10 protein-coding genes and 8 pseudogenes are annotated in these 20899 nt (G+C 76.4%); 12 read left to right on the top strand and 6 right to left on the bottom strand.

Features of this window, described 5'->3' with window-relative positions; genetic code table 11:
- The first annotated feature begins 51 nt into the window (after window positions 1–51).
- The 7 genes and pseudogenes from KPL57_RS04835 (at window position 52) to KPL57_RS04805 (ending at window position 8672) form a co-directional block, all read left to right on the top strand.
- Window positions 52–1080 carry a DUF5336 domain-containing protein gene (locus KPL57_RS04835; protein ID WP_226350683.1) on the top strand — a complete coding sequence of 343 codons (1029 nt, stop codon included), beginning with the start codon at window positions 52–54 and terminating at the stop codon, window positions 1078–1080.
- Window positions 1050–1295, top strand: a complete 246-nt coding sequence (locus KPL57_RS04830) for a hypothetical protein (protein ID WP_226350682.1) — start codon at window positions 1050–1052, stop codon at window positions 1293–1295. Before KPL57_RS04835 ends, KPL57_RS04830 begins: the two co-directional genes overlap by 31 nt.
- A gap of 284 nt (window positions 1296–1579) precedes the next feature.
- Window positions 1580–2991 (top strand): annotated as a pseudogene (locus KPL57_RS71720) (DUF6350 family protein).
- A gap of 153 nt (window positions 2992–3144) precedes the next feature.
- Window positions 3145–3736, top strand: a pseudogene (gene purN / locus KPL57_RS04820) (phosphoribosylglycinamide formyltransferase).
- Window positions 3729–5288 (top strand): bifunctional phosphoribosylaminoimidazolecarboxamide formyltransferase/IMP cyclohydrolase, encoded by a 1560-nt coding sequence (gene purH, locus KPL57_RS04815; RefSeq protein ID WP_226350681.1) that lies wholly within the window; start codon window positions 3729–3731, stop codon window positions 5286–5288. The pseudogene purN and the gene purH overlap by 8 nt, the downstream one beginning before the upstream one ends.
- Window positions 5289–5946: 658 nt before the next feature.
- Window positions 5947–6663, top strand: coding sequence for a hypothetical protein (locus KPL57_RS04810; RefSeq protein WP_226350680.1), 717 nt, complete (start codon window positions 5947–5949; stop codon window positions 6661–6663).
- Between the two features lie 146 nt (window positions 6664–6809).
- Complete coding sequence (locus tag KPL57_RS04805) at window positions 6810–8672, top strand: DNA polymerase Y family protein (RefSeq protein WP_374203664.1); 1863 nt, start codon at window positions 6810–6812, stop codon at window positions 8670–8672.
- Window positions 8673–8777: 105 nt separating this feature from the next.
- Here the strand turns inward: KPL57_RS04805 and KPL57_RS04800 are convergent.
- Window positions 8778–10399, bottom strand: a pseudogene (locus KPL57_RS04800) (M28 family metallopeptidase).
- A gap of 379 nt (window positions 10400–10778) precedes the next feature.
- Here KPL57_RS04800 and KPL57_RS04795 point away from each other — a divergent pair.
- Window positions 10779–14120 (top strand): annotated as a pseudogene (locus KPL57_RS04795) (error-prone DNA polymerase).
- A gap of 89 nt (window positions 14121–14209) precedes the next feature.
- Here KPL57_RS04795 and KPL57_RS04790 read toward each other — a convergent pair.
- The 3 genes and pseudogenes from KPL57_RS04790 to KPL57_RS04775 all read right to left on the bottom strand — a co-directional run.
- Window positions 14210–14815: pseudogene (locus KPL57_RS04790) on the bottom strand (GPR1/FUN34/YaaH family transporter); the annotation flags it as partial.
- 570 nt (window positions 14816–15385) lie between these two features.
- Window positions 15386–16201, bottom strand: a complete 816-nt coding sequence (locus tag KPL57_RS04780) for an acetyl-CoA hydrolase/transferase C-terminal domain-containing protein (RefSeq protein ID WP_226350679.1) — start codon at window positions 16199–16201, stop codon at window positions 15386–15388.
- A 28-nt stretch (window positions 16202–16229) separates the two neighbouring features.
- The gene (locus tag KPL57_RS04775) at window positions 16230–16475 is read right to left on the bottom strand and encodes a hypothetical protein (protein ID WP_226350678.1); all 246 of its coding nucleotides are present in this window, start codon (window positions 16473–16475) and stop codon (window positions 16230–16232) included.
- Window positions 16476–16685: 210 nt separating this feature from the next.
- Between KPL57_RS04775 and KPL57_RS04770 the strand changes: the two are divergent.
- The 4 genes and pseudogenes from KPL57_RS04770 to KPL57_RS65855 form a co-directional block, all read left to right on the top strand.
- A pseudogene (locus tag KPL57_RS04770) lies at window positions 16686–17608 on the top strand (glutathione S-transferase C-terminal domain-containing protein); the annotation flags it as partial.
- Window positions 17609–18084: 476 nt separating this feature from the next.
- Window positions 18085–18312 carry a hypothetical protein gene (locus KPL57_RS04765; protein WP_226350722.1) on the top strand — a complete coding sequence of 76 codons (228 nt, stop codon included), beginning with the start codon at window positions 18085–18087 and terminating at the stop codon, window positions 18310–18312.
- The gene (locus KPL57_RS65860; RefSeq protein WP_308252775.1) at window positions 18207–18533 is read left to right on the top strand and encodes a glycoside hydrolase family 3 N-terminal domain-containing protein; all 327 of its coding nucleotides are present in this window, start codon (window positions 18207–18209) and stop codon (window positions 18531–18533) included. The genes KPL57_RS04765 and KPL57_RS65860 overlap by 106 nt, the downstream gene beginning before the upstream one ends.
- A complete protein-coding gene (locus tag KPL57_RS65855) occupies window positions 18530–18973 on the top strand; it encodes a glycoside hydrolase family 3 N-terminal domain-containing protein (RefSeq protein WP_308252770.1) in 444 nt (147 codons plus the stop codon). The genes KPL57_RS65860 and KPL57_RS65855 overlap by 4 nt, the downstream gene beginning before the upstream one ends.
- A 63-nt stretch (window positions 18974–19036) precedes the next feature.
- Here the strand turns inward: KPL57_RS65855 and KPL57_RS04755 are convergent.
- Window positions 19037–19803 (bottom strand): annotated as a pseudogene (locus KPL57_RS04755) (beta-ketoacyl-ACP reductase).
- Window positions 19800–20899: pseudogene (locus KPL57_RS04750) on the bottom strand (carboxyl transferase domain-containing protein); the annotation flags it as partial. The pseudogenes KPL57_RS04750 and KPL57_RS04755, both read right to left, overlap by 4 nt.

Genomic DNA, 20899 nt, shown 5'->3' with positions numbered 1-20899 from the left:
TCGGCTAGCGTGCGGTGCAGCGAGTCCGTCCGTCACACGGGAGTGGTCGTCATGTCGAGCAACGAGCCAGGGGCCGCCCCGGCTCCCGAGCAGGCCCCGCCTGCTCCGACGGTGCGGATCGCCGTGCTGGCGGGGGCCGTGCTGGCCCTGCTGGCGCTGGTCCTGACCTTCTTCGACGTCACCACCGGGCTGTTCCCGGTCGCGATGGTCGTCGCCGGTGGTGTCGCGGGTGCGCTCACCCTGCTGCCCGGCACCGGCCGCACCCTGGTCGCGGGCGTGGTCCTGTCGACGACGGGTGCGCTGACGATGCTGCTGGTCCTGGCCGGTACCGGCACCGCGGCGATCGGCGGCACGCTGGGCTGGGTCGTGTTCGTGGTCGCCCTGCTCGCCGCCGCCGCACTGCTCTACGCCCAGCTCCTCCTGTCCGGCGTGGTCGCCGCTCCCGCCCCGCGGGCACAGCGCCCGTCGCACGTCGGGCAGCCCGGCTGGGGCCCCGGCCAGGTCCCGCCGGGCCAGCAGGCGCCCTGGATGCCGCAGCAGCCCTACGGCGTGGGCCAGCCGGGAGCCGCGGCGCCGTACGGCGCGGCCTCCGGTGCTGCGCCCTACGCGGCGGACCCCTACGCCGCGGGCCAGTACGGCGCGAGTCCCTACGGGGCCCCGTCCGGCGCCGCTCCGTACGCCCCGGGGCAGCCCGGTGGGGTGCAGTACGGCGCAGGACAGCCCGGCGCAGGGCAGCACGGTGGGGGCCAGCACGGCGTGGGACAGCACGGCGCCGCGCAGCAGGGGCCGGCCAGTACGGCGCCGGTCAGTACGGACCGGGTCAGTACGGCGCCGCCCCCTACGGCGCCTCCGGCGCGGTGCCCGCGGCGTCGCAGCCCGCCGGCGGGCAGTACCCGGGCCAGCCCGGGGCCCACGGCGCGCCGGAGGCGCCCGGGGTGCAGGACCGGACCGGCGACGACGCGGGCCGGCACGCGGTCGGCGGCGGACGCGGCCCGCAGGCCGACGCGGCACCGCACACGCCGTCCGGCGGGGGCGGCGCCTTCTCCGGGGTGTCCTACGGCGATCGCGCCGCCGCGGTGACCGGCACGCCGGGATCCGAGCAGGCCCCGCCCGCGACCACCCCCCACACGGCGGGCGCGGACCAGGCGGGCGAGGACACGGGCGTCACCCGCCCCTCCGCGATCCCCGGCTCCACCCCGGCCGCCGGCGAGCAGACCGAGGATCCCGGGGCCCCGGCCACCGGCGACGCCGAGGCCCCCCGCACCTTCCGGCCCGGCGGTGACGGCTCCGCCTGACCTGTCGGGACCGTGGGCCCCGGCACGTCACGGCGTGCCTGCCCCTCCCGCGCCGGGTTCGCTGCGACGCTGACCGGGTGAGCACCACCCCGCCCCGTCCCGCCCGCGGTCGCCCGGCCTCCCGGGCCCGGTCCACCGGGCCCGCACCCGAGCGGTCCCGCGGTGGGCGCGCGACCGCCGTCGCGGAGCGGGAGCGGGGGCACCGCCGCCCCGTCCGGACCCCGACGCGCGGCACCGGGACCGGCACCGGGCTGGACCGGCTGCGGATCCTCCTCGTCGCCACGATGGGCGCCGTCCTCGCCGGGTACACGATGCTCGTCCCGGTGGCGGCGCTGCTGACCGGCACCGGCGGCGTCGAGGTCACCGCGGACGGGGCACTCGCCACCGCCGTCCCGCTGTGGCTGGCCGCGCACCTCATCCCGGTCGCCGTGGACGGGCGTCCGTTCGGGGTGCTGCCGCTGCTGCCGACGCTGGTGGTCGTCGCGCTGGTCGCCTTCTGCTCGCGCTGGGCGGTGCTCCGGCTGGGCGGGCGGGTCCGGCACGACGCCGGCGCCGTCGTCGCCTCCCAGGCCGGGGCCGCCGCCGCGGTCGCCGTGCTCGCCGGGGCGCTGCTGCCGCGGGACATGGCCGTGACCGCGCCCTGGGCCTCGATGATCGGGGCCGGGCTGGTGGCCGGGACGGCCGCCGGGATCGGCGTCGTCCACGCGTGCGGGGCCCCGGCCGCGTGGCAGCGGGTGCTGGCCGGATGGCCCGGCGCGGCACTCGCCGGGGCCCGGGTCGCGGCCGCCGGGCTGCTGCTGGTCGCCGCCCTCGTCCTGACCGTGGCGCTGCTCGCGAGCGCCTCGGACGTCGCCGACACCGCCGAGCGCATCGCCCCCGGGGCCTGGGCGGGCTTCGGGGTGCTGGTGCTGAGCGTGGGGTACCTGCCGAACGCCCTGGTCGGGGCGCTGTCCTGGGCGCTGGGCGCGGGGTGTCGGTCGGCATCGCCCGGTCGGGTCCGTTCGGCGCCGAGCCGGGGCCGCTGCCGCCGTTCCCGCCCGTGGCGGTCCTGCCCGTCACCACCGTCCCGACGGCCGCGGTGCTGGTCGTGCTGCTGCCCGTCGTCGCGGGGGTGCTCGGCGGGATCGCCTGCCGCCGGGCCCTGGGTGAGGACGCGCCGGTCGTGGAGCGGGTCGCGGCCCCGGCGACGGCGGCGGTGGTCGTCGCGGTCGGAGCGGCGGTCCCGGCGGCGCTCGCGGGCGGTGCGCTCGCGGGCGGGCCCTACGACCCGGTGTCGTTCCACCCGTGGGCGGTCCTCGGCTGCGCGTTGCTGCTGGTCGGGATCCCGGCCGTGCTGACCTGCGCCGGTACCGAGCTCGCCCGGCACGTCCCGATGGGCGGCACCGACCGGCCGCGGACCGCGGTCGACCGGGCCCGGGCCGCCCGGGACCGCCGTCGCACCCCGACGGTGGCGGAGCTGGTCGAACGCCGTCGCACCGCCGGGGCACCCGTCCGCCGGGCCGACGCCACGTGGGACGACGACGGAGAGCTCGGCGACGTCCATCCCCACCGCCACGCCGTCTCCGACGAGGAGCCCGACGGAGCCGGGCGCACGGCCTCCCGCCGCGGCGCCGCGGACGAGGGCGCCAGCGACCGGGGCCGCGACTGCGGCGACCACGTGGCCGACCGGGCCGACCGGGACGACAGGGCCGACTGACCCGTCGCGGCCCACGACCAGGGCCGGGTGACCCGGGCCACCGCACCGGGCGCCGTCGCCGTCGGAGGGCGCGTCTACCCTGGCCAGGGGCCGTGGAGCGGCCCGGACCGGCGAGGAAGGGACACGGTGGGCGCGCAGGAGCGGCACGAGGCGCTGCGGGTCGTCGTCCTCGTCTCCGGGAGCGGGACCCTGCTGCAGGCACTGCTCGACGCCGCGGACACTGCGGACGCCGGGTTCGCCGTCGTCGCCGTCGGGGCCGACCGCCCGGGTGCCGCCGGGCTCGACCGGGCCCGTGCCGCCGGGCGTCCCCACCTTCGTCGAACGGGTCGCCGACCACGCCGACCGCGACGCCTGGAACACCGCGCTCGCCGCGGCCGTCCTCGCGCACCGGCCGGGCCTCGTCGTCGGGGCGGGGTTCATGAAGCTCGTCTCCCCGGCCTTCCTGGACGCGCTCGGATGCCCGATGCTGAACACGCACCCGGCCCTGCTGCCGGCGTTCCCCGGCGCGCACGCCGTCCGGGACGCGCTGGCCGCCGGGGTGCCCGTCACCGGCGCGACCGTGCACGAGGTCGACGCCGGGCTCGACACCGGACCGGTGCTCGCACAGGCGGAGGTCCCCGTGCTCCCGGGCGACGACGAGACCTCCCTGCACGAGCGCATCAAGACCGAGGAACGACGGCTGCTGGTCGCGACCGTGCGACGGTTCGCCACCGCCGCCCAACCCCACGAGGTGAACAGTGAGTGAGCGCAGGCCGGTACGCCGGGCCCTGATCAGCGTCTACGACAAGGCCGGTCTCCTCGACCTGGCCACCGGGCTGCACGCCGCCGGGGTGGAGATCGTCTCGACCGGCTCCACCGCCCAGCGGATCGCCGACGCCGGCGTCCCGGTCACCCCCGTCGAGGAGGTCACCGGGTTCCCCGAGTGCCTCGACGGCCGGGTCAAGACCCTGCACCCGCGGGTGCACGCCGGGCTGCTCGCCGACACCCGCAAGCCCGAGCACCTCGCCCAGCTCGAGCAGCTGAACATCGCGCCGTTCGACCTGCTGGTGTCGAACCTCTACCCGTTCCGCGAGACCGTCGCGTCCGGCGCGAGCCGCGACGAGGCCGTCGAGCAGATCGACATCGGCGGCCCGGCGATGGTGCGGGCCTCGGCGAAGAACCACGAGAGCGTCGCGGTCGTCGTCGACCCGTCGCGCTACGCCTGGGTGCTCGAGCAGGTCGGCGCGGGCGGGTTCGTCGTGGAGGACCGTCGCAGGCTCGCCGCCGACGCCTTCCGGCACACCGCCGCCTACGACGTCTCGGTCGCGACCTGGATGGGCGAGCAGTTCCCCACCGGCGACGACGAGGCCTCCGCCGAGTGGGTCGGCGCCACCTGGACCCGCGAGCGCCCGCTGCGCTACGGCGAGAACCCGCACCAGTCCGCCGCGCTCTACACCGACGGCACCGGCTCCGGCCTCGCCGGCGCCGAGCAGCTGCACGGCAAGGAGATGTCCTACAACAACTACGTCGACGCCGACGCCGCCTGGCGCGCCGCGCACGACCACGGGGACCGCCCGACGGTCGCGGTGATCAAGCACGCCAACCCGTGCGGGATCGCGGTCGGCGCCGACGTCGCCGAGGCCCACCGCAAGGCGCACGCCACCGACCCGGTGTCGGCGTTCGGCGGGGTCATCGCCGTCAACGGCGAGGTCTCGGTCGCGATGGCCGAACAGGTCGCCGAGATCTTCACCGAGGTCGTCGTGGCCCCCGGCTACGCCGACGGCGCGCTGGAGGTGCTGGCGCGCAAGAAGAACGTCCGCGTGCTCCGCATCCCCGACGGCGCCGCCCGCACCGGCACCGAGCTGCGCCCGATCTCCGGCGGGCTGCTGGTGCAGCAGCGCGACCTCGTCGACGCCGACGGCGACGACCCGGCCGCCTGGAAGCTCGTCACCGGCGACGCCGTGGCCCCCGAGGTGCTCGACGACCTCGCGTTCGCCTGGCGCGCCTGCCGCGCGGTGAAGTCCAACGCGATCCTGCTCGCCCACGACGGCGCCGCGGTCGGCGTCGGCATGGGCCAGGTCAACCGGGTCGACGCGGCGAAGCTCGCCGTGACCCGGGCCGGGGACCGGGCCCGCGGCGCGGTCGCCGCCTCCGACGCGTTCTTCCCCTTCCCCGACGGGCTGGAGGTGCTGCTCGACGCCGGTGTCGCCGCCGTCGTGCAGCCCGGCGGCTCGGTCCGGGACGAGGAGGTCGTCGCGGCCTGCGCCAAGGCGGGCGTGCCGATGTACCTGACCGGGACACGGCACTTCGCCCACTGACCCGCTGCTGACCCACCGATCCACCCGACGGCCCGGGACCGCCTCGTGCGGCCCGGGCCGTCGGCGTTCGGAGCAGCTCGGAGGGTCTTCCGGCCGAGAATGTCAGGGGTGCGTGCGACGGTCCTCCCGTCGTCGTCGCCACCCCCCACCCGGGGGATGCGGAGCGGCGGCACGGGCCCTATGATTCGAACATCAGTTCGATCACGCGTCGCCTTCCCCGCGGCGCGCCGGGCGAGGTCGCGGCCGTTCGGCCGTGGCGCGGTGTGTGGCGGGGAGGTACTGCGGTGCGCGTCGGTGCGGGCGAGGGGCCGGTCGTCGTCGGGGGAGCGGCGGCGGTCGGCCGGGTGATCGGCGGTGCCGGTGGGGGAGCCGGCGCCGACGTCGGGGCCGACACCGGTCCGGAGGGGTCCGGGCCGGTGGTCGGAGCCGGGTCCCGTGTCCCCGGGGGCGGGCGGGAGCCGCTGCCCGGGGCGCGGGGCCCGGCCGGGGGGCCGGGGTCCTCGGCAGGCTCCGCCGCCGAGCGGCTCGCCCGGGCCCGGCACGTCCTGCACCGGACGGAGACCCGGGCGGGCCTGGAGCGGTCCCGGTCGGGGCCCGGGGGCCCTGCCCGGAGCCGGAGGCCCCGGCCCGCAGGGTCGGGACGGTCGAGCCGCGTCCGGTGGGCGAGGCGGACCTGCTGCCGGTGCCGGGGCCGCTGGCCGGTCTGCTGCCCGGTGGGGGTCTGCGGCGGGGATCCACCGTGGCGGTGGGCGTGGGATCCGGTGCGGGGTCGCTGCTGTTCGCGCTGCTCGCCGCCGCGTCCGCGGAGGGCGCGTGGGCGGGTGTGGTCGGCCGCCTCGGCCTCGGCGCGACGGCCGCGGCGGAGGCGGGCGTGCGGCTGGACCGGCTGGCGCTGGTCCCCGACCCCGGTGCGGACCTGGTCGGGGTGACCGCGGCGCTGCTGGACGGGCTGGACCTCGTGGTCGTGGCCGGGCCGGAGCGGGCCGGGCTGCGGGCCGGGGACCGGCAGCGGCTCGCCGCGCGGACCCGGCAGCGGGGCGCGGTGCTGCTGGCGCTCGGCGGGTGGCCGGGGGCCGACCTGCGGCTGCACTGCACCCGTCCGCGCTGGGAGGGCGTCGGCCGCGGGACGGGGCGGCTGCGGTCCCGGCGGGTCGAGGTCCGGGCGGAGGGGCGCGGGATCGGCCCGGCCGGCCGGGGGGTGGAGGTGCTCCTCCCCGGGCCCGGCGGGACGGTCGCCCCGGCCCCGGTGACGCCCTCGGTCCCGGTGGCGCCGTCGGTGCCCGCGATCGCCTCGGTGCCGTCGGTCCCCGTGGGCCACGCGTCCGCGGTGGGCGAGGCCCCGGTTGCGCGCCCCGTGGCCCGGGCGGCGGGATGAGCACGTCCGGTACGACGGAGGCGGGCGGCGTGACGGGTGCGGTCGGCAGGGCGGACGCGGGCCCCGGTGGGAGAGCGGGCGGCAGCGCGAGCGTGCGCGGCGGAGCGGGCACGGGCGGCGGTGGGCGGGCGGAGCCCGACCCGCGGGTGCTGGCGGTCTGGTCCCCGGACTGGCCGGTCACCGCGGCCGCCCGCGCCGCGCACGTCCCGGCGGACCGGCCGGCCGCGGTCCTGCACGCCAACCGGGTCCTGGCCTGCTCGGCGACGGCCCGCCGGCCCGGCGTCCGCCGGGGCCTGCGGCGTCGGGAGGCGCAGGCCCGGTGCCCGGAGCTCGTGGTGCTCGCCCCCGACCCGGGGCGCGACGCCCGGCTGTTCGAGCCGGTCGTCGCCGCGGTGGAGGCGCTCGCCCCCGGCGTCGAGGTGGTGCGGCCGGGGCTGCTGGTGCTGCCCGCGCGCGGTCCGGTCGGCTGGTTCGGCGGGGAGCGCGCCGCGGTGGAGCGGCTGATCGACCAGGTCGCGCTGCACGCCGGGACCGAGTGCCAGATCGGCGTCGCGGACGGGATGTTCGCCGCCGAGCTCGCCGCCCGCCGGGGGCGTGGGGTGCCACCGGGGCGGTCGGCGGAGTTCCTCGCACCGCTGGAGGTCGCCGAGCTGGACCGGGACCCCGACGTCGACCGGGCTGCGCTGGTGGACCTGCTGCGCAGGCTGGGGCTGCGCTCGCTGGGGGCGTTCGCGTCGCTGTCGGAGGCCGACGTGGCCTCGCGCTTCGGCGCCGACGCGGTGGCCGCGCACCGGCTCGCCCGCGGGCGCGACCCCCGCCCGCCCGCCCGCCGGGTCCCGCCGGAGGAGCTGGCCGCGGCGGTCGAGCTGGATCCACCGGTGGACCGGGTCGACGCGGCCGCCTTCGCCGCGCGGGCGCTCGCGACCCGGCTGCACACCGCGCTCGCCGGTCACGGCCTGGCCTGCACCCGGCTGGGGGTGCACGCACGCACCGAGAGCGGGGAGGAGCTGCTGCGGGTCTGGCGGTGCGCCGAGCCGCTGACCCCGTCCGGGACGGTCGACCGGGTGCGCTGGCAGCTCGACTCGTGGCTCGGGCGCGGCGGCTCCGGGACGCTGGTCGCGCTGCGGCTCACCCCGGAGGACACCGTGGTCGCCGGGGCGCTGCAGCGCGGGTTGTGGGGCGACGTCGGCGAGGGCGACGAGCGGGCCGGGCGGGCCCTGGTCCGGGTGCAGGCGCTGCTCGGGCCGGAGGCGGTGTTCACCGCGGTCCCGACGGGTGGCCGCGACCCGGGCGAGCGGGTGCGGCTGGTGCGGTGGGGCGACGAACGGGTCGTCGAGGACACCGCGGAGCCCGTCCGCCCGGGGCCCGCGGTCCCCGCGGCGGACGGTGTCGGGGGACCCGTCGGGGGCGCCGGGCAGGAGGACCCCGCGGGGGCGGCCCTCGTCCCGGGGCGGGTGACGGTGGCCCGCCCGGGCGCCGCGGCACCCGGGACGGTGCTGCCCGGGACGGCGGCCGGGTCGAGCAGCGCCCGGCCACGGTCAGCGGCGGGCCCGGCGGTGACGGCGCCCGCTGGTCGCGGAGCCGGGGAGCGCACCACCGCCCCGGCCGGGTCGGCAGGCCCAGTCGCCGGTCCGGGCGGTGGGCGGGCAGGGACCGAGCACCACCGCCGCGCCCCCGGCCGTCGTCCCCCTGCCGACCCCCCGGCGACCTGGCCCGGCCGGCTCCCGGCACCGTCGCCGGCGACGGTGCCCCCGGACCCGGTCCCGGTCCGGTTGCTCGCCGCGGACGGCACCGAGGTGCACCCGGCCGCGCCGGACCTGCTCGACGGCGTCCCGCACCGGGTCGCGGGCGGTGACCCGGACCGGGAGGTCACCGGCTGGGCCGGACCCTGGCCGGTGCACACCCGCTGGTGGGCCCCCGACGGCCCGGGCCCGCGGTCCGGCTGCAGGTCGTGCTCGCCGACGGCGCGGCCCTGCTGCTCGTGCACCGCAGCGGCCGCTGGGAGGTGACCGGTGTCTACGACTGAGCCACCGGCCGACGGCGGGCACCGCAGGCAGCACCGTCGTGCCGACAGCGCTGCCCACGCGGCCGGAGCGGGGCCCGTCACGGCAGGGTCAGCGCTGCGGGACCCCGGTGAGGTCGACCGCGAACCGGCCGATCGCCGAGGCCATCGCCGTCACGTTCCGGTCCAACGCGGTCCGGTCGATGTTGGTCAGCCGGTCGCAGGGTGTGTGGTAGCAGGGGTCGTAGGACTGCCCCGCCGTGCCGCCCCACTTCTGCGCCTGCTCCGGGGTCTTCCGCTCCTCGGCGCCGGTGAACAGGCCACCGGCCGGGATGCCGGCCTCGATGAACGGGCCGTAGTCCGAGCGCCCGTCGAACGCTGTGCCCTCGGGGCCGTTCACGCCCGCCCCGACCAGCGCCTCGGTCAGGACGCGCTCCGCGGTGTCGGAACCGGGCGGGCCGGCCTCGCCGCCGAGGCCGTCGGAGTTGTCGCCGTCGTAGACGAGGTAGCCGGGGTTCGGCGAGCCGACCATGTCGAAGTTGAGGTACAGCGCGATCCGCGCGCGGTCGGCCTCGGACAGGCCCTCGACGTACTTCGTGGCGCCGACCAGGCCGATCTCCTCGGCGCCCCACCACGCGAAGCGCACCTTCTGACCGACCGGCGGGGAACCGCCGAGCTTCTGCGCGACCTCGAGCAGGGCGGCGCTGCCGCTGCGTTGTCGTTGATCCCGGCGCCCTCGGGGACGCTGTCGAGGTGGGCCCCGGCGACCACGACCCTGGCCGGGTCACCGGTGGTGGTCTCGGCGATCACGTTCCGCGAGGTCTGCTGCCGGATCGTGGTGTCGAGCACGAGCGAGGCCTGCTGGCCGTCGCGCAGGGCGGCCCCGGCGGACTTCGTCACGGACGCCGTCGGGACGACCCCCGGGGTGTCGCCGAGAGTGGCGGGCAGGGCCGCGTCCTCGGTGTTGATGACGATCACCGCCGCCGCACCCGCTGCCCCCGCGAGCCGGGACTTCTGCCCGAACTCGCAGGTCCCGCGCTCGACGACGGCGATGGCCCCGGCCGGCATGCCGGTGTAGTCGGCCGCCTCGCAGCCCGGTGTCGGGTCCTGCGGGGTGCGCGGGCGCAGCGACAGCGGCGCGGTCAGCCCGCCGGGCGGGGTGGCGGGGGAGAAACCGAGCACCTCGGTCGTCACGGGGGCGCCGGCCACGGTCAGCCGCGCGTCGCCCGCGGAGAAGGTCCGCACCTCGAACGACGGCGTCGACACCGTGAACCCGCTCGCGCGCAGCGTCCCGACGACGTGGTCGACGGCCGCGTCGTACCCGGGGGTGCCCACGGCGCGGTTGCCGGCGTTCGCGTCGGCGAGCTTCTCGAACTGCTGCAGGTGGGCGTAGGCGCCGTCGCCGCCGACCGCGGCCGCGAGCCGCTGCGGGAGGCCGGGATCGCCCTGTGCGGCGGCCTGACCCCCGCCGCCGGCAGCGCCGATCGTCGCGGAGCCCGGTGCCGCGGGGGACGTCCGCGCAGGCCGCGAGCGCGACGACGGCCACCCCGGCCGCCGCGACCCTGACCAGCCGGTTCCCCAGCCGCGGCCGGTACCGGCCCCCCGTCGTGCTCGCCCGTCCCATGGAGCCACCCCTGTCGTCCGGCCCGGTGCCGGGCCTCGTCCGCGCCGGGTGTCCGGCGCTGCTCGGTGCGTGCGCGGCACCGGTCGGGTGCCGCGGCGTCGGACCAGCATCCGTCATCGGGCGTGGTCGTGCGGTGAACCGACGATCACGACATGGCGTCACGAACACGACGGTACGGCCCGGCGCGACCCGGGCCGCGGTGATCCTCGGTCGATCCACACCGGGGTCTCAGTCGTTCCACAGGTTCGGCTGGTGGACTCGGAGATGTCGGCGGGGCGGTCCACGAACCACCTGCCGGCACCGGATGGGTACGTCCGGGTGGCCCGCGGGCCGGCGCTGGGGAGCGGCCGTGGCCGCGCCGGAGCCGGACCCGGATCCGCCGTGCGGGGCCGACCGGCGCTGGGGAGCAGCCGGCCGGCCCGCACGGCGACGCCCGTCCGCGGAACCCGGCACTCGACGTTCGAACTCATGTTCGAGTACCGTGCACGGATGGGCTGGCAGAACCCGGACGTCCCCTGGGCGGAGCTGGAGAGCGCGCTGTCGGGTCGGCCCGTGCGCGACGGCGCGAGCCTGCGCGGCGGTCCGGAGGCCGACGGCGGGGACGCCCCCGCCTGGTCCGTCCACCGCGACCCCTACGAGCCGCCCGAGGGCCTGCGCCCGGCAGGGCCCGGCGTCGTGCCGTACGCGGAGCTGCACTGTCATTCGCACTTCAGCTTCCTCGACGGTGCGAGCGCTCCGGAGGAGCTGGTCGAACGCGCCGCCGAGCTGGGGCTGGAGGCGGTCGCACTCACCGACCACGACGGCATGTACGGGGTCGTGCGGTTCGCCGAGGCGGCCCGCGCGCTCGGGGTGCGCACGGTGTTCGGAGCCGAGCTGAGCACCGGGCTGACCGCGCCGCAGAACGGCGTCGCCGACCCCGAGGGCGAGCACCTGCTGCTGCTGGCCCGCGGCCCCGACGGGTACCGCGCGCTGTGCCGCACCATCTCCACCGCGCAGATGCGGGGCGGGGAGAAGGGCCGGCCGGTCTACGACCCGGACGAGGTCGTCGCCGACACCGCGGGGAAGGTCGTCGTACTCACCGGCTGCCGCAAGGGCGCGGTGCGCGCGGGCCCTGGACCGCTCGGGCCCGGCGGCCGCCGCGGCGGAGCTGGACCGGCTGGTCGCGTGCTTCGGTGCGGAGAACGTGCGGGTCGAGCTGACCGTGTACGGCGAGCCCGGCGACACCGAGCGCAACGACGCGCTGGCCGCGCTGGCCGAGCGGGCCGAGGTCGCGACGGTGGCGACGACCGGTGCGCACTACGCCACCCCCGACCGGGCCCCGCTGGCCGCGACCGTCGCCGCGGTCCGGGCCCGGCGCAGCCTCGACGAGATCGACCCCTGGCTGCCCGCGCCGGGCACCGCGCACCTGCGGTCCGGGCAGGAGATGGCCCTGCGGTTCGACGAGCGCCACCCCGGCGCGGTGGAACGCGCGGCGGAGCTGGGCCGGGAGCTGGCGTTCGAGCTGCACCTGGTGGCGCCGGACCTGCCGCCGTTCGACGTCCCGGCCGGGCACACCGAGACGACGTGGCTGCGGGTGCTGACCGAACGCGGCCGGGTGGAGCGTTATGGCAGCTATGACGAGAACCCGTTCGCGGCGTACACCGTGCAGCGCGAGCTGGAGATCATCGAGGCGAAGAACTTCCCCGGCTACTTCCTGATCGTCCACGGCATCGTCGACTTCTGCCGCCGGTCGGACATCTTCTGCCAGGGCCGGGGCTCGGCCACGAACTCGGCGGTCTGCTACGCGCTGGGCATCACCAACGTCGACGCCGTCCGGCACGGGCTGCTGTTCGAGCGGTTCCTGTCCCCGGAGCGCGATGGCTACCCCGACATCGACCTCGACATCGAGTCCGGTCGCCGCGAGGAGGCGATCCAGTACGTCTACCGCCGCTACGGCCGGCTGTTCGCCGCACAGGTCGCGAACGTCATCACCTACCGGCCGCGGTCGGCGATCCGGGACACCGCCCGCGCGCTCGGGTTCTCACCCGGCCAGCAGGACGCCTGGAGCAGACGCGTCGAACGCTGGCACGCCCTGGAGGCGAGCGAGCTCCCGCAGGAGATGCCGCCGCTGCTGCTGGACCTCGCCGGGCAGCTGCTGGGCGCGCCCCGGCACCTGGGCATCCACTCCGGCGGCATGGTCATCTGCGACCGGCCGGTGTCCGAGGTCGTGCCGGTGGAGTGGGCGCGGATGGCCGACCGGACCGTCGTGCAGTGGGACAAGGAGGACTGCGCCGCGGCCGGGCTGGTGAAGTTCGACCTGCTCGGGCTGGGCATGCTCACCGCGCTGCACCTGATGGTGGACCTGGTCGAGACCGTCACCGGCGAGCGGATCGAGCTGCACGAGATCGGCGAGTCCGACCCGGAGGTCTACGCGATGCTGTCGCGCGCCGACTCGGTCGGGGTGTTCCAGGTGGAGTCCCGCGCCCAGATGGCCACCCTGCCGCGGCTGCGCCCACGCAAGTTCTACGACCTGGTCGTCGAGGTCGCGCTGATCCGGCCCGGCCCGATCCAGGGTGGCTCGGTGCACCCCTACATCCGGCGGCGCAACGAGCTCGAGACCTGGGAGCACGATCATCCGCTGCTCGAGCCCGCGTTGGACAAGACGCTGGGCATCCCGCTGTTCCAGGAGCAGATGATGCAGATCGCCGTCGACGTCGCGGGGTTCACCGCGGCCGAGGCCGACGAGCTGCGCCGGGCGATGGGGTCCAAGCGGTCCACCGAGCGGATGGAGCGGCTGCGGGAGCGGTTCTACGACGGGATGGCCGCGAACGGGATCACCGGCGAGCTCGCCGAACGGATCTTCGCCAAGATGCTGGCCTTCGCGAACTTCGGGTTCCCGGAGAGCCACTCGATCAGCTTCGCCGCGCTCGTCTACTACTCGGCGTGGTTCAAGCTCTACCACCCGGCGGCGTTCTGTGCGGGCCTGCTCAACGCCCAGCCGATGGGCTTCTACTCGCCGCAGTCGCTGGTGGCCGACGCCCGCAGGCACGGCGTGCGGGTGCACCGGCCGGACGTGAATGCCGGCGGGCCGACGCCGTCCTCGAGCCCGACGACGACAGCACCGGTGGCCAGGCGGTCCGGCTGGGTCTGGCGGGCGTCCGCACCGTCGGTGCGGACCTCGCCGGGGTCATCGACGCCGAGCGCGACGCGGGCGGGCCGTTCGCGGACCTGCCCGACCTGGCCCGCCGGGTCCGGCTGACCGGCCCGCAGGCCGAGGCGCTGGCGACGGCCGGCGCGTTCGGCTGCTTCGGCGTGGAGCGGCGGGAGGCGCTGTGGGCGGCGGGCGTCGTCGCGGGGGTGCGGCCCGAGCACCTGCCGGGCACCGCCGTCGGGTTCGACGCGCCGGCGCTGCCGGGGATGACCGAGGCGGAACTGACCGTCTCCGACGTCTGGGCCACCGGCGTCTCCCCGGACAGCCACCCGGTGCAGCACCTGCGCGCGGACCTCGACGCGCTCGGTGCGGTCCGGATCGACCGGCTCGACGAGGTGGGCCGCCGCGCCGGCCCGGACACCCCGGCCCGGGTGCTGGTCGGGGGACTGGTCACCCACCGCCAGCGCCCGGCGACGGCGGGCGGGGTGACGTTCGTGAACCTCGAGGACGAGTCCGGGATGCTGAACGTGACCTGCTCGGAGGGACTGTGGGCGCGCTACCGGTCGGTGGCGCTGGGGAGTGCCGCGCTGCTGGTCCGGGGCCGGCTCGAACGCAGCCCGGAGGGCGTGCTGAACCTGCTGGCCGACCGACTGCAGCGGATGCCGCTGGCGGTGAAGGTGGCGTCCCGGGACTTCCGCTGACCGTCCTGCCCGCGGCCGACACCGGGTCCGGGCACACCGCGGGCCCCGCCGGAGGAACCGGCGGGGCCCGCGGGCAGGCCGCGACGGGGTCAGGACCTGACGAGCGGTCCGCCCATCGACATCGCGCGTCCGCCCAGGGTCTGGCCGAACGCGTCGAACAGGATGTAGGCGAACACGAGGCAGAACGCGAACGTCGCGATCCCGGCGATCGGGAACAGGCTCGCGTTGCCCGCGGTCACGCCGATGTAGGCCAGTACGAAGGTGATGTCGACGAGCACGAAGCCGATCGTGAACATCAGCGGCAGCCGCAGCGTCGCCAGTGTCAGCAGGACGAACACCAGGGTGAAGGAGAGCAGGTAGGTCGACTGGATCGATCCGACCTGCTCGGTGGACAGCGCCTGCCCGGTCCCGGCGTCGACGATCCAGCCGTTGTTCAGCGCCATGAGCAGCACGCCGAAGCTGGTCCAGAACGCGGAGAAGACGGCGAAGATCGCGGCGGTGACGCTGTCCCCGACGCGCAGCGCGGCCATGGCCGACAGCAACAGGAACAGACCCGCCGAGAAGGTCAGGATCGGGATCATGCCGCCGGGCAGCGCGGTGGTGTCCAGGTAGCCCACGAACCACAGGCCCAGCGTGATGCCGGACGGCAGGAAGCAGATGAGGCCCATCAGGGCCGGGTTGCCTGCCGGGGCGGCTGCTGCCGGGGCGGGCGGGGCAGCAGCCGGTGCCGGTCGCCACGTCGAGGACGCTGGTGACCCCGCGCCTGCGGAGTTGCTCGACGAAGAACTTCCCCTCGCTGGCGTAGCGGGCCCGCCAGTCGATCAGTTCGTCCCACTTGTCGACGAACGTCTGCACGTACTCCTGCCGGTAGTGGGTGGACTCGCGGACCTCGGTCGGCGCGTCGCCGAACTCCTGGTCTGCCGTCATGTGGCGCGCCTCCTCGGCGCTCGGGTGCTGGACGGCCCGACCGTAGGTGCCCCCGCGGCCCCTGTCCGCTCACCGAGGGTGATCCTGGATCGGCCGGCCGCGTTGTGCTATGCGCAACTCGGCCGGTCATCCGGGGTCTCACCGGACGGCGGCGGCCGGGCCGGGACAGGGCCGGGCCGCGCGCGGGCCCACCAGTGACGTCATACGGCCGTCACACGCCGTCGGTCCGGTGGGGACGCGGAGTCACCGAGGCCCGGCCACGACGGGCCGCGCCCGGGGCGGCGCCCATCCACTCACCCCGGGTGATGAGTGACTCCGGTCACGCCATGGATTCGAGTTCATCCGTCCGGCGCAACGGCGCCGCCCCACAGGGAGCTCAGCGCGCGCCGCCGTTCGCCGCGGCCGAGCCCCCGCAGGTCCGCCGTGCCCCGGTCGGTGACGACCACGTCGACGTCGTGCGACGGCGTGGTGACCGGCCCGCCGAGCCGCTCGACCAGCGTCGGGCGGCCGCGGTGCGCCGACGGCAACGCGATCACCGACAGGCCCGGCCCGCGGGCCGCGGCGGCCGCGAAGTCCGGGTGCCCGCCGATCATCCCGGCCGCCGACCCCGCGACGCCCTCGACGTTGACCTGGCCGTCGAGGTCGATCTCCAGGGCGGTGTTCAGCGCGACCAGCGGCCCCGGGGTCGAGGTCAGCCGGGAGACGTCGTGGGTGTACTCGATCGGGCGCACGGTCGCCCGCCCGGCCCGGCCCAGCCGGTCGGCCCAGTCGTGCAGCCGGGGGCTGCCGTAGAGGGCCGTCGAGGTCGGGGTGCCGCGCAGCAGCCCGCGCTCGTCGAGGTCGACGACCGGGTCGGCGAGCAGCCCGGAGTCCACCGCGACCGGTACGTCCAGGGCCGCGACCAGCGCCGCGGCCAGCCGGCCCGGCCCGAACTGGATCCGTGCCCCGGCCGGGACCAGCGCGGCGACCGCGGCCGCGACGGCCCGGTCGGCCTCGGTCGGGGCCGGGGTGCCGACGGTGTGTGGCGCCCCGATCGGTCCGTCGACCTCGCCGAGCACGGCCACCCCGCGTAGCGGCGGTCCGGTGTCGGCGTGCGGGGCCGAGGCCGACACCAGCGCGGCGACCGGGACACCGACCTCGGCCAGGCCGCGCATCCAGGACACCTCGGCGCCGAACCGCAGGTCACCGGCGTCGTCGCGGACGACGGTGGCGAGCAGCAGGTCCGGCCGCAGCGGACCGGCGAGCAGGGCCGGAACCGCGGAGAGGCCGGGCGGGCACCCGGTGGGCGTGCCCGGCCTCGATCAACACCCGCGCCCCCGGCCCGCCGACGACGGTGCGGATGTCGGCGAACGCGTCCGGGTCGAGATCCGGGGCCGGGCCGGGCACCCAGCCCAGCACGAGCCGCACACCCCCGGCCCGGGCCGCCACACGCGACAGCGGACGGGCGAGCGCGTAGGGGAGCCCACAGCCGTCGGCCCAGCGCCACCAGCGGAGGACAGACCGCGTTCGAGGTACCGGTTCAGACGACGCTCATGCGCCCATCCGACCACAGGGCTAGCGTTGGCGGGCATGGGGACCGACCCAGGACAGCGGTGAGTTCGTACGGGAGGCGCTCGGGGGTGGCCGAGCGGACACGGCGCCGACGGGTCGTCGCCGTGGCCGGTGGAGGGGGCCGCTACCGCCTCGTCGGTGCGCGCGCCTGCCCGTGGGCGAACCGGGTGATCATCACCCGGCGGCTGCTCGGGCTGGAGGGCGCGATCTCGCTGGGCATCGCGGGCCCGTTGCACGACGAGCGCAGCTGGCGCTTCCATCTCGACCCCGGGAACGTCGACCCGGTGCTCGGGATCGAGTACCTGCGCGAGGCCTACGAGAAGGCCGTTCCCGGCTACGCCGAGGGCGCGTCACCGTCCCCGCGATGGTCGAGGTGGCCTCGGGCAAGGTCGTCACCAACGAATACGCGCTGCTGGAGCGGGACCTGTCCACCGAGTGGCGGGAGTTCCACCGCGACGGCGCACACGGACCTGTGGACCGACCCGGAGGCGATCGAGCAGATCGGGAAGGGGATCTTCCACGACGTCAACAACGGCGTCTACAAGTGCGGGTTCGCCTCGTCCCAGCGCGCCTACGACCGCGCCTACGACGCCCTCTGGTCGCGGATGGACGAGCTGTCCGATCACCTGTCGACGCGCCGCTACCTGGTCGGGGACTCGATCACCCAGGCCGACATCCGGCTGTGGGTGACCCTGGTCCGCTTCGACGCCGCCTACCACGGCCACTTCAAGGCCAACCGGCACAAGCTGACCGAGCTGCCGGTGCTGTGGGCCTACGCCCGGGACCTGTTTCCCCCGCCCGGCTTCGGCGACACCATCGACTTCGAGCAGGTCAAGCAGCACTACTACGGCGTGCACGCGTCGGTGAACCCGACCGGGATCGTCCCGAAGGGGCCCGACCTCGCGCTGGACGACCCCACACGGCCGCGAGGAGCTGGGGGGCGCCCGTTCGGCGACGGCACCCCGCCCGGTCCGCCGCCGGAGTCCGAGCGAGTCCCCGCGATCGGCTGACCGCGGCGTCGGAGTCCCCGCCGTGGCGACGGCGGGGCGTCCGGGCACCGGCGGGGAGGACCCGGCCGCGTGCGGTCCGGGGGAGCCGGTGGCGGCGGCGCGGCGGGCGCCCGGACCGGCGAGGGCCTGTCACGATGGTCGCGATGCGAGTGCCTGGACGACCCCACCCCGTGATCCGGCAGCGACGTCGTCGCAGCACCGGAACTGCTCACCGCCGCCGTCGTGGGCGCGCTGACGGCGGGGCTCGTCGCCGTCGCCGGGCCGCAGCTCACCGCGAACAGCACCGGCGTCCCACAGCCGGACGCCGGTCCGGATGCGGCTCGGGCACAGCCGGCGCCGGACCCGGACACCTGCGCCCCGATGGTGGCGGCGCTGTCCCCCCGCGACCGGCTCGCCCAGCGTCTGATGGTCGGGGTGGACGCGGCCGACCCGGCCGGCGCACACCGCGATCGTGCGGGACTCGCAGGTCGGCGGGGGTGTTCCTCGGCGGCAACGCGACCGCGCTGCTGCAGGACGGCCGGCTCGCGGCGCTGCAGGAGGCGTCCCGCACGCCGCTGGCCGTCGCCGTCGACGAGGAGGCGGCGGCCGGGTCCAGCGCATCGACGAGCTCGACGGCGACGACGTCCCCCAGCGCCCGGCAGATGGCCGCGTCCGACAGCCCGAGCAGGTCACCGAGATCGCCCGCGAGCGTGCCGAACAGCTGAAGGCCCGCGGCGTGACCTGGAACCTCGCGCCGTCGGTGGACGTCTCCGACCAGCCGCGCACCGCCGTCATCGGGGACCGGTCGTTCTCCGACGACCCGGCCACCGTGACCCGCTACGCCGCGGCCTGGGTGCAGGGCCAGGAGGCCGGCGGGGTGTTCGGCGTCCTCAAGCACTTCCCCGGCCACGGGCACAGCTCCGGTGACTCGCACAAGGGTCGGTGAGCACCCCGCCGCTGGAGGAGCTGCGCGCCGGTGACCTGCGGCCCTACGCCGACCTCGTCGGACCGGGGAAGCCGCTCGACGGGCGGGTCGGGGTCATGCTCGGCCACCTCGACGTCCCCGGCCTGACCACCGACGTGCCCACCAGCATCGCCCCGGCCGCCTACCGGCTGCTGCGCGAGAACTACCGGTTCGACGGTCTCGCCATGACCGACGACCTCGGTGCGATGAAGGCGATCACCGACCGCTTCGGGCTGGCCGAGGCCACCACCCGGGCCCTGACCGCGGGCGCGGACATGGCGCTGTTCTCCAACGTCACCCCGGTCGCACCGCTGCTCGACGCCGCGGAGAAGGCGCTGGCCGACGGGCGGATCACGGCGCAGGACAACGACACCGCCGTCGCGCGGGTACTGGCGGCCAAGGGCCTCTGCCACCGCGGCTGACCCGGGTACGCACGAGGGCCCCGCACGACTCTGTGCGAGGCCCTCGGCCGGGGAGAACGACGGTCAGGACGCCATGTCCAGCCCGCCGTTCACACTGATCACCGAGCCGGTCACGTACCCGGCGCGGTCGTCGACGAGGAACTGCACGGCCCGGGCGATCTCGTCGGCCTGGCCGAGACGGCCGACCGGGATCTTCGAGACGATCTTCTCGAGCGCCTTCTCCGGCACCGCGGCGACCATCTCGGTCTCGATGAAGCCGGGTGCGACGCAGTTGACCGTGACGCCCTTCTTCGCGACCTCCTGGGCGAGGGACTTGGAGAAGCCGATCAGGCCCGCCTTGGAGGAGGCGTAGTTCGCCTGCCCGATCGAACCGATCTGGCCGATCACCGAGGAGATGTTCACGATCCGGCCGAACTCGTTGCCGGTCATGTGCTCCAGCACGGCCTTGGTCATGTAGAACGCGCCGGACAGGTTGATCCGCAGCACGGCGTGCCAATCGTCGACGGTCAGCTTGCGGACGGTCTTGTCGACGGTGATGCCGGCGTTGTTGATCAGGTAGTCGACGCGGCCCTTCTGCTCCAGCACCTCGGACACGACCCGCTGGCAGTCCTCGGGCGAGCCGACGTTGCCCTGGTGCACCGAGATCGACGCGCCTCGGCCTCCAGCTTGCCCTTCAGCTCGTCGGCGGCCTTGGAGTTGGACGAGTACCCGGCGGCCACGTGCACGCCGGTGCGGGCCAGCGCGGTGGTGATCGCCGCACCGATCCCGCGCGCCCCCCCGGTCACGATGGCGACGCGCTGCTCCGGGTTGGTGTCGGTGATCGCGGTCATGCGGTTCCTCCAAGGGTGTCGAGTGTGCGCTTCATGCCCCGCTGGACCGCATCGGCCAGGTAGGGCCGGAGCTGGTCGGGGCTGACGATCCGGTGCACCGAGCCGACGGACCGCGCCCGCTCGATGGAGTGCTTGGTGTCGAACTCCTCCGCGACCTGGCCGAGCTTCTCGGAGCGGACGTCCGGCCGGAGCGTGGCGAGGTCTCCGCGCAGCCGGGCCGCCGTCGCCTCGTCCCCGTCGGTGACGGCCCGGGTGATCCGGGCCTCCAGGTCGGTGATCCGCCTCGTCCTTGGCGGTGCGGTCGTTGACCTCGCCGGCGAACACGACGGCGCGCCGCCGCGGGCGCCCCGCCGAGCACGGAGGCGTAGGAGCCGGTGATCGCGGCGACCTCCATGTTGTCGTTCAGCGTTCCGGAGAACACCACGAACGCGCCGCCGTGGTAGGGGAGACCACGCAGAACACGATCGGGCCGTCGAAGTTGACGATGGCCCGGCCGATCTCGGCGCCGTTCTCCAGCTGCAGGCCGCGCAGCGACTCCGGCGAGCCGTCGAACCCGGACAGGTTCGCCAGCACGACCAGCGGCCGGTTGCCCGACGCGGCGTTGATGGCCCGCGCGCACTTGCGCGACGAGCGTGGGAACAGCGTCCCGGCGGTGAACTGGGGACGGCCCGTCGACCGGGCGCGGCCCGCGCCGCGGCAGCGGCCGCGACTCGATGCCGATCATCGCGATCGGCTGGCCGCCGAGGTGGGCGTCGAGCGCGACGACCGACTCGGCGTCGTGCATGTCGGCCCAGCGCTCCGACGTCGGGTGGTCGGCGTCGGCGACGCCGCGCAGCACCGAGCGGATGTCGAACGGCTTCTTGCGCTCCCGGTTGGTCTCCGGCGCCAGATCTCGCCGAGCGTGGTGAACTCGCAGTTCGGCCCGGAGTGCGGGCGGTCGTGACGTCGCGGGAGACCGGGTCGGTGGTCGGGCGGGCCGCGGGAACCGCTCGCCCGGCTGGGTCCAGGTGTGGGCGTAGTGCGCCAGCAGCCACGCCGACGGCGCCGCTCAGGTCCCGGCGCCCAGTACTGCGCCTGCCCGTTCGGGCCCATGATC

Source organism: Pseudonocardia sp. ICBG601 (genome assembly GCF_020496245.1).
The sequence above is the reverse complement of the archived record's forward strand: the minus strand, read 5'-3'. Positions and strand labels throughout refer to the sequence as shown.

Excerpts from the sequence above, each read along its gene's own strand:
- KPL57_RS04835 (WP_226350683.1), top strand. The coding sequence starts at position 52 with ATGTCGAGCAACGAGCCAGGGGCCGCCCCGGCTCCCGAGCAGGCCCCG.
- KPL57_RS04780 (WP_226350679.1), bottom strand. The coding sequence starts at position 16,201 with ATGCGCGGCCTGGCCGAGGTCGGTGTCCCGGTCGCCGCGCTGGTGTCG.